10 protein-coding genes and 1 pseudogene are annotated in these 8586 nt (G+C 69.0%); 5 read left to right on the top strand and 6 right to left on the bottom strand.

Annotation, left to right across the window (positions count from 1 at the left end; translation table 11 throughout):
• The coding region (locus ACFYOB_RS40040) for an Hsp70 family protein (protein ID WP_388569603.1) at positions 1 to 510 on the top strand (510 nt) is incomplete at its 5' end.
• Positions 507 to 1127, top strand: a complete 621-nt coding sequence (grpE, locus tag ACFYOB_RS40035; protein WP_388569600.1) for a nucleotide exchange factor GrpE — start codon at positions 507 to 509, stop codon at positions 1125 to 1127. The genes ACFYOB_RS40040 and grpE, both read left to right, overlap by 4 nt.
• 572 nt (positions 1128 to 1699) lie before the next feature.
• On the opposite strand, the gene ACFYOB_RS40030 is transcribed toward grpE, so the two are convergent.
• Together ACFYOB_RS40030 and ACFYOB_RS40025 are read right to left on the bottom strand one after the other, a co-directional pair.
• On the bottom strand, positions 1700 to 1885 hold the full coding sequence (locus tag ACFYOB_RS40030) for a sigma factor-like helix-turn-helix DNA-binding protein (RefSeq protein WP_388569597.1): 186 nt from the start codon (positions 1883 to 1885) through the stop codon (positions 1700 to 1702).
• A gap of 393 nt (positions 1886 to 2278) precedes the next feature.
• Complete coding sequence (locus ACFYOB_RS40025) at positions 2279 to 3001, bottom strand: DUF4386 domain-containing protein (protein WP_388569594.1); 723 nt, start codon at positions 2999 to 3001, stop codon at positions 2279 to 2281.
• Positions 3002 to 3102: 101 nt separating this feature from the next.
• Here ACFYOB_RS40025 and ACFYOB_RS40020 point away from each other — a divergent pair, with 101 nt between their 5' ends.
• The 3 genes from ACFYOB_RS40020 (at position 3103) to ACFYOB_RS40010 (ending at position 6061) form a co-directional block, all read left to right on the top strand.
• Positions 3103 to 3786 carry a TetR/AcrR family transcriptional regulator C-terminal domain-containing protein gene (locus ACFYOB_RS40020; protein ID WP_388569591.1) on the top strand — a complete coding sequence of 228 codons (684 nt, stop codon included), beginning with the start codon at positions 3103 to 3105 and terminating at the stop codon, positions 3784 to 3786.
• Positions 3787 to 4761: 975 nt separating this feature from the next.
• A complete protein-coding gene (locus ACFYOB_RS40015; protein WP_388569589.1) occupies positions 4762 to 5607 on the top strand; it encodes a C40 family peptidase in 846 nt (281 codons plus the stop codon).
• A gap of 70 nt (positions 5608 to 5677) precedes the next feature.
• Positions 5678 to 6061 carry a hypothetical protein gene (locus ACFYOB_RS40010; RefSeq protein WP_388569586.1) on the top strand — a complete coding sequence of 128 codons (384 nt, stop codon included), beginning with the start codon at positions 5678 to 5680 and terminating at the stop codon, positions 6059 to 6061.
• A gap of 288 nt (positions 6062 to 6349) precedes the next feature.
• Here the strand turns inward: ACFYOB_RS40010 and ACFYOB_RS40005 are convergent.
• From ACFYOB_RS40005 to ACFYOB_RS39990, 4 genes and pseudogenes are all read right to left on the bottom strand, one after another.
• Positions 6350 to 6726 (bottom strand): annotated as a pseudogene (locus tag ACFYOB_RS40005) (hypothetical protein).
• Positions 6727 to 6803: 77 nt separating this feature from the next.
• Entirely contained in the window at positions 6804 to 7142 is a 339-nt protein-coding gene (locus tag ACFYOB_RS40000) for a hypothetical protein (RefSeq protein WP_388569584.1), read from the bottom strand.
• Between the two features lie 21 nt (positions 7143 to 7163).
• Positions 7164 to 7715: a GNAT family N-acetyltransferase gene (locus ACFYOB_RS39995; RefSeq protein WP_388569581.1), complete on the bottom strand. Its 552-nt coding sequence runs from the start codon at positions 7713 to 7715 to the stop codon at positions 7164 to 7166.
• A 253-nt stretch (positions 7716 to 7968) separates the two neighbouring features.
• Positions 7969 to 8349: a hypothetical protein gene (locus tag ACFYOB_RS39990; RefSeq protein WP_388569579.1), complete on the bottom strand. Its 381-nt coding sequence runs from the start codon at positions 8347 to 8349 to the stop codon at positions 7969 to 7971.
• Between the last annotated feature and the right edge of the window lie 237 nt (positions 8350 to 8586).

The following is an 8586-nucleotide window of genomic DNA, read 5'->3' as shown; positions in this document are numbered from 1 at the left end:
TTCGACATCGACGCGAACGGCATCATGCACGTCACGGCCAAGGACCTCGGCACGGGCAAGGAGCAGAAGATGACCGTCACCGGCGGCTCCTCGCTGCCCCGCCAGGACATCGACCGCATGGTCCGCGAGGCCGAGCAGCACGCCGAGGAAGACCGCCGCCGCAAGGAGGAGGCCGAGACCCGCAACAGTGCCGAACAGCTCGTCTACCAGACCGAGAAGCTGCTGCGCGACAACGAGTCCAAGATCGCGGCCGACCTCAAGACCGAGACCGAAACCGCCGTCGCGGACCTGAAGGAGAAGCTCAAGGGTCAGGACACGGCGGCCATCCGCACGGCGACGGAGCGCGCCAGCACCGTCGCCCAGAAGATCGGCACCGCCCTCTACGACGGCCAAGGCGCTGCCGCGGGCGGTGGCGGTCCGGCATCGGACGCCGGGTCGTCCGGCACGGATGAAGAAGTCGTCGACGCGGAGATCGTCGACGACGAGAGCCCGAAGGGAGACGCGAGATGAGCCCACCGAAGTCTTCCAACGGACCGCGAAAGCAGCCGCCCCCCATCGTGATCAGGGACAAACGGCGCATCGACCCCGTGACTCTCGAGCTCAGAGCAGCAGACAGCGGCATCCCCGAGCACACCGAGAGCGGCGGCGGACACGAAACGCCTGGCGGCGCCCCTGCCGGCGGCAGCACCACTGGGCAGAGCCAGCTCGCCGAACGCACTGCCGACTTGCAGCGCCTGAAGGCGGAATACGACAACTACCGCAAGCGGGTGCAGCGTGACCGTCTCGCGATACGGGAAATCGCGGTCGCCAACGTCCTGGGCGGGCTCCTGCCCGTCCTGGACGCCATCGACCAGGCCCGCGAGCACGGCGACATCGAACCCGGCCTGCGAGCAGTCGCCGACGTGCTGGAAACCCAGCTCGCCACGCTCGGCCTTCAGGAAGTCGGGGCCCCGGGAGAACCCTTCGACCCTACCCGCCACGAAGCGATCTCCTACCAACGGTCCGACAAGGTCGACCAGCCCACCTGCACCACCGTCCTGCGACCCGGCTACCGCGTCGGACAACACCTCCTGCGCCCGGCCCAGGTCACGGTGAGCGAACCGCCCGACCAGGAAGAGCCCGGATGAGCATGGCAGGCCACCGTCAGCCGGCCAGCGGAGACACCCACACCAGCGGCGGGGAGGACGGGTAAACCGACCAGCTCCGGCACCCGTCCCACGCCCCCACCGGCCAACGACTGATGCGAAGGGACGCGTCCCCGCGCGCGCAATGTTCAGCTGACCGCAGCTGCAGAGGCTCGCCGCTCACGGAGCTGGGCCAGCGTTCCTGGGCGCTTCCAGGTCCTCGACGTCGATACCGGGACCTGCCAGGCGGACCAAGTGCTCGGCAAGCCAGTTGGCCACGGCTGCGCGCCCTCACCAACTGGCGTGGGAGCTAAGTTGATTGCGCGATCTTGCCGGTGGTTGCGTTCCGGAGGACGGTAAGCGGACCACTTCAGGTGATGGGGGATCAGCACGCGTCTCAGCTCCTCTCGCCCGATGCACCGGCGGCTCGCGGAATCACCGCGTGCGTGTCGCGACAGCTCGCGATGGTCGCGGTCGCTGTCGAGAGGAGGTGGCCGATGTGCCGAACTTCAGAGCCGGACGATCCGGGCACCCGGCCGCTCGGAGGTCGCGGCGCCGGGAGCGTGCCCGCATCATCAGTGGGCCTGCCTCACGGCAGCAGGGTTTCTGCCGAGGACCTTGGCGGTCTCCTCGTGGTTGAAGCCGTCCAGGTTCCAGGCCATGGCCTCCCTCTCCGCCGGCGGCAGCGTCGCGAGCAGTGCGAGCGTCTGCTGCTGCTCAGCAGGGAGGACGACCAGGAGTGCGGTGACTGCGTCGGTCACGTCGTCTCCGCTCAGGAGGGGGCCGCCGACGTCGAGGGAATTGCCGGGCTGACCCCACTGGGCGGACAGGTTCGAGCCGCAGCCGCCGCAGTCGACGGCGGATCCGTCGCTCGGCAGCTGGACGTCTTCGGGTGGTCGGGTGCGGGCCGCCGGACCTGGCGGCTTGGAACGGTGCTGGACGGCTGGGGTGCCGACGGCCCGCGGCGGATCGATTCGCCGCTCGCGGCCCTCCTAGGCTCGGCCCCGCAGCGACCTCTTGATCATCTTCTGAAGGGACGCATCCCCGCATGAAGCTCCGCAACGCAGTCGCGGCCACACCCCACCCACACAGTCCCGGCCGGACAGCTCTGGCGCGTCGCCCCGGTCGGCACCGCCGTCAAGCTCGGGTCGGCCTCACCGACGGACACCTGCCGGATCAGCCACTTCTCCTTCTGCCCGGGACGCGGCGCCTGAGCCGGGCCCAAATCCCTTGACGATCAGCCACCCGGCCAGCCCCAGCTCCCAAGCGAACACCGGGAGCGCGGCGGCCGACCCCGCCACGGAGAGCTGCGCGTAGGCCCCGAACATCACGGCGACAGCCGAGGCGCAGATCAGCGGCCCGCCGACCAGCCCGAGCACGGCGATGAAGCGCGGCACGAGCCGTGCGCGGTACGCCAGGTACGCAAGTAGGACGGTGTTCAGGCCGAGGGCGATGTTGGGCCCGAGCAGGAACGTCCAGTCGTGCAGGGCCGCCAGCGCGACGTCGGCGCCGCCCGCCGCCGCCGCGTCCCGCCGCAGGGTGACGAGCGCCAGGACGGCGACGATCCCGAGGGCGATAACGGCCGCCTCCAGCAGCCGCCCGAAGGCGTACCCGAGCGCGAGCCCCTCGCCGTGGCGCCGCAGGACGGGGAACAGTGCTGCCCCGGTACCGGCCACCGCCACCACCAGCACCACCTCGCAGAGCACCCCGAGCAACGCCCGCGTGTCGGCGCCCTGTGCGAGCCGGCCGTCCGCCGCGCCCAGCAGGGGACGGTACAGAACCGCCCCGGCTATCGCGGCGGCCTCGGTCAGCAGGAACAGCGACCCGGCGGCCACCGCGGTTCTCCGGTCCGGACTCATCTTCTCGGTACCCCTCACTCGGTGATGGTGTACGCCGTACACCTGGCGGCCACCATAGGTGTACGACGTACACTCGTCAAGGAGAGGGCGCTGTCGAAGAGGGAAGGGGCCGAACCGCGATGACCCGGCAGGAAGCCACGCACACGCAACGGATCCCCCTGAGCAGGGACCGCGTCCTGCGCGCCGCGGTCGCGCTTGCCGACGCCACCGGCATCGAAGCGCTCAGCATGCGCAGGCTCGCGCAGGAGCTGGACGTCGTACCGATGGCCCTCTACAAGCACGTGGCCAACAAGGAGGAGCTGCTCGACGGCATGGCCGACGCCGTCGTCGGTGAGATCGACCCGCCGGCCGCGGGCCCCGACTGGCAGCGCGTGGTCCGCGGGCGCATCCTCTCGGCCCGGCGGGTCCTGCTGCGCCACCCCTGGGCGGCCCGGGTCATCGAGTCGCGGACCGGCCCCACCCCAGCCGTGCTGGCGTACCTGGACTCGATGGCCGGGAGCTTCCGGGAGGGCGGCCTCTCCGCCGACCTCACGCACCACGTCATGCACGCGATGGGCAGCCGCCTGCTCGGCTTCAGTCAGGAACTGTTCGACACTTCTGGCCCCTCCGGCCCGCCGGACCCCGGACTGGCGGCGCGCTACCCGCACATCGCGGAACTGGCCGCGACGGCCGCACACGACGGGGGCTCCACGGTCGGTGGCGGCTGCGACGACCAGTTCGAGTTCGAATTCGCCTTGGACCTCCTCCTGGACGGCTTCGAAAGCCTCCGCCGCCAGGGCTGGACGTCCGCGCGGAAGGCGTAGCGGGTGCGGGGGACGGGGGCTGAGCGCCAGTCTCCATTTCGATGTCCCGGAGGCCGGATCCGTCGGCGCAGCGCGTCCCGCAGCCCACGGGCACGCACAGCTCGTACGGGATGCGCTCGACGCGGCCCTTGTCATCGACGGCCGCCGCCCGCCGCTGCTCCGGGACCACCCCGTGCAGCGTCACCGTCTCCGCCGGATCGAAGAACGTGCGGCGCGACATATTCGCCGGTCTCGGTCAATGCGTACTTTTCCGGCCAAACGGCGTGTTGTCGGCGGCCGTTGTCGCGCATGGGCTCAGGGGCGTCCGCCCTCGGTCCGGCCGCACGCTGGCGGGGTGGACCCGGGCGTCAGGAATGGCCGAAAGGAGGCTGGAACGTTCTGATCAACCGTTCTTGCGATCGAAATGTACCCGCAAGTTCTGGTCACTCGGCCGGGCGCCGACCGAGCCGTCGACGGCTGCGGCTACACCCAACACCGGCAGCACAGTGTGCCCTTCACCAGCCCGAGGCCGAGCGAGGGAGAGACGTGCAGGTGCCGAGCGGCGGTGTGCGGGGCCCACTCGTGGACGACACAACCCTTGCCTGCTTCACGGCTGGGCTGCTGATTCCCCTGCCATGGAGCGTCACACCGCAGGCAACGTCCGGTGCCGCGAGCCGGCAGACCGGACGGCGAGGGACTGAACCCCATCTGGGCAATGCAGTACGGGGCCGACGCTGCCGAGCGCGGGTATCGCGGGTAACCAAGCGGCTTATTGACGGCTACTCAAAGGGCCTGGTGAGAGGGGGGTTTCCCGGGAGTTTCCCGTTTCCCGTTGCGATGGGCGACCCGCGCTTCCTCGACACGGAGGGGTGACGGGGCACAGTCTCGGAGTGCCCGGCGGACGGCCGGTCCGTGCTCCGTACGACGAGCACGCCGCGAATACCACGACGAGCACGACGATCCGCGGGACACCGCGACGGGGACGGGGGAGCGGATATGGCGATGCGGACAACGGTGGGGGCGGCGGTGGCGGCGGGGATCCTCCTGGCCACGTGGGGAGGTGTTTGCGGTACCCCGGCGGCCGCGGTACCGAAGGCGGAGTCGTGCGACGTGCTCGCCCCCGGGGCCTCCGCGGTGGCGGAGGGGGCCGTACGGGCCGCATGCGAACAGATCGGCGTCTGGTACACCTGGGGCGGCGGCCACGGGCCGCAGCCGGGGCCGACGTACGGTCAAGTCGACCCGACCGATGCGGACAGTGCGCACGACCCGGAGCGGCTGGGCTTCGACTGCTCGGGACTGGTCCGGTACGCCTACGGCCGCGCGGCCGACGGCGACCCGCTGCCCGGCAACTCGTACCACCAGTTCCACTCCCCGCAGGTGAAGCAGCGTTTCGCGGCCGCCCAGGGGACCGCGCCGCTGCTGCCGGGGGACCTGCTGGCTTGGGGGTCGGGGGGCTCCGTCCACCACATCGCGATCTACCTGGGCGGGGGGAAGATGGTCGAGGCCAGGGAATCGGGCACCCGGATCACCGTCAGCGACGTACGGCTGGGCGGGGACTACGCGGGAGCGGTCCGCATTGCCGCGGCGCCGGCTCCCGGCACGTTCAGTACCTGGGGCATCGATGTGTGGACCCACAAGGAGCCGTCCACCACGAGCCCGCGGGTACACCGGTTTCCCGGCCCGACCACGGTGCGCGTCGAGTGCCAGAAGCACGCCGAACCGGTGACGGCGGAGGGCTACTCCAACGACGCCTGGTCCTACTTGCCCGAGTACGGAGCGTGGATCACCAACATCTACATCAAGGGCGCCGCCTGGCTGGACGGCGTACGCACCTGCCCCTGAGCACCACTAGCACCACTGATCACGCACACCCATCACCCGGCTCCCGAGGGAGCCCTTTCGAGGAGGAAGCATGTCCGCACGCAAGAACATCGTCCTGGGTCTCGCCGCCGCCGCACTGGCTGGCAGCATGGCCACCGTGACCGGGCCCGCCGAGGCGACGGCCGCCACCACGAAGGGCGCGGCTGCCGAATGCGGCGTCCGCGCCGACGGCAAGCTGTGGTGTGGCAACCGGGTCGGCGCCAAGGGCTACGAGCACCGCCGGTACAACTCCGCGGTGCGGGGGCCGCTGAACACGAGCCCCAGCTGGTTCCAGTGCTGGGGTCGCGGTGACCAGCACGCCGGCGGCAACAACGTCTGGTACTGGACCAAGCTGGACAACGGCCAGTGGGGCAACGTCGCGGCCGTGGACGTCCACACGTCGGTCGACCCCGCTCCGGGCCTGCGCGAGTGCTGACGCTCCGAAGGCAGCCACCTATCCGCTGGGAGGTGGCTGCCTTCGCACGGCGCCCGCTGTCGGCGGCGACACGGAGGTCCGGGATGAGAAACGGCGCGATCCCGGGGCAGTGACCAACGGGATCAGGCCATCGCCGTGGCCGGTTCCCCGCACTATGTTGACGCGACGCGACGCGACGCGTCAGCGGTGCAGGGGAGACGACGATGTGCAGGTTCTCACTCTTCGTGTCATAGCACATCATGCTGACCAGTAGGCTTCTGGGCTTGCCCATGTCCGGGTGCCCGCGTCTCAGTTCCGTGGCATTTCTTCAGGACCACCGTCATCAACAGCCATCCGCTCTGCCCACTCACGCTGGGTCACAGCTCGCTCTGCGACTGACGAGGTCCGCCTTGGACGCCGCATCCAAGGACTCCGGAAGCTTGTCGAAGGTGTGGGAAGAACGTCGAGCAGACCCCAGACCTCTTCGCCGGTCCTGACGGTCAGCAGCAGCTGGCACCTCCACTGTGGTGACATTCGGGACGGTGGCTGAGCCGGTGCACGAGCGTGGGAAACAAGTAGTGCGTCGCATCCGCGGCAAGGTGCTCCTGGAGCCAGTCGACCGGGAGCCGCTGACTGAAGCCGCATCTCCATCTCGCTTCCAGCGGAGTGTTGTTCCCAGGTGACATCGTCGCCACCACGGAGGGCCGGGCGATCCTCGGCCGGACTTTATGTCCAAGCCTGCGGCCGCCAGCCCCGTGGCACGTCAGCGCAGCTGGATCACCGCGCATGTGGGTCCGCGCTCCGCGCGCGCTTCGCAAACGTCCGACCCGTTGGCTGCCACGGCGTTGATAGCGATGCCCCACGCCCTGGCCGGAATGGTGACCGGTGTGTCGACCCGGTGCTCGATCACGCCCCGGTCATTGGCCCGGAGATTGCTGCGGAAGAAGTCCACCGACGGCTTCCGAGGTTCCCCGTCCGCATCCACGGCATACGCGTACACCTCGATGGTGGCCCATGTATCGACGCCGTCGGCATGCACGCCGAACCTCAGCCTCGGATCGGATCGGGGCCCCGTGAGGCTGACATCCATGATGGACGGCATGACGACACCACAGCTACAAGCTCAGTAATGGGCCGGCATTGGACGGTTCAGTCGCCAGACCACGTCGATCCCGCTGTCTGAGGGTGCTGCGGGCGGCGTTGGCTGTTCACGCCGGACTTCGGTGAAACCCAGCCGTCGCGGGACGGCGCCGCTGGAGAGGTTGGCCAGGTCGTGCGCAATTTCCAGGTACTCCACGCCCGGCAGGGCGAATGCCTCCGTCACCATGGCCGCCGTCGCTCTCGTGGCGATTCCCTGGCCGGTGGCGGCAGGGTGCAGCCAGTACCCGATGCGCCAGCTCTGGGGGTCGGCCCCGCGGTAGGTCTGGCACATGCCGACGAGCGTGCCGTCCTTGGTGATGGCGTAGTTGTACGCGTCACCGCTGTCCCACTTCGCGTCGGACTTCGCCAGGAAGTCTCGGGTGTTCTCCGCGCTGTGACGGGCGACCCACGGCATCCAAGGGCGCAAGTGGTCCAACGACTCGTCGATCAACCTGAACGCTAGCTCGAAGTCGCTCTGTCCCCGCCAGCGCCGCAGGACGAAGTCTCCGCACTCGATGATCTGCCTCGGCCACATAATGATGCTCATCATTGTCCTGCAGAACGCTCACTGCAACAGGATGCAGAAGAACTGGTGGGCCGTCTACCTGGCGAGACGGGGTTGCGATCACGGCCGAGGCGATAGCGGCGAAGGCCAGGAGGTGTGGCGGCCGTGCGCTCGAAGCGGCGGTGCATGCGGCATCATGCAGCCCCTATGACAGGCCACCTTCAAACTCAGTAGCGAGCGGTGCTCTGCACGCTTGTTGAGCTGATGCGCGGGGGAGACTCTTTCAATGGACTGGGCATAGAAGGGCGGTGTAGTTCTCTCCGCCGTACAGGGACTCGTAGCGGATCTTGAGGGTGAGCCGCCGGTTGATCAGGCCCTCGACTTCGGCGTGGTTCTGCGGGTCGTAGCTTGCGACACTCAACAGATACTGTTCGTAGTCGGTGGCGAGGACTTCGCCCGGGCTGAATGTGACAGCGGACGGGCTCACCGACAGGCACTCGCGGACGCGGTCGACACTGGATTCGTGCCAGGCGCCGATCACTTCGCCATCGACCGTCAACACACTGTCGACGACGACCGCCGGGCCAACCCCGGAGTTGATGAGCCGGATCCCCGCTCTACCCCCGGCCGGCCAGCCCCGATGCAGTTGCAGTACCGGGCGCACCCGAGTGACGGTTGTGCTGGCGCATCGCACGTGTCTGGTAGATCGACACACCCAGCGACGCGACAGCAATCACGACGGCACATATTGCTGTGACGGTCTCTGCCCTCATCCCATCCCCCGGTGAAGTCTCGTTGCCCGGACGATATCCGAACCGAGCACCGTGTCACAGCTCCATGGGTGGCGTTCGAAAAGGGGCTTTGTTCTCCTCGGCGATGGCGGCCGGACGGCACACCGCCG

The organism is Streptomyces sp. NPDC006463 (assembly GCF_042870715.1).
In the GTDB taxonomy this organism is placed as follows: domain Bacteria; phylum Actinomycetota; class Actinomycetes; order Streptomycetales; family Streptomycetaceae; genus Streptomyces.
The sequence above is the reverse complement of the archived record's forward strand: the minus strand, read 5'-3'. Positions and strand labels throughout refer to the sequence as shown.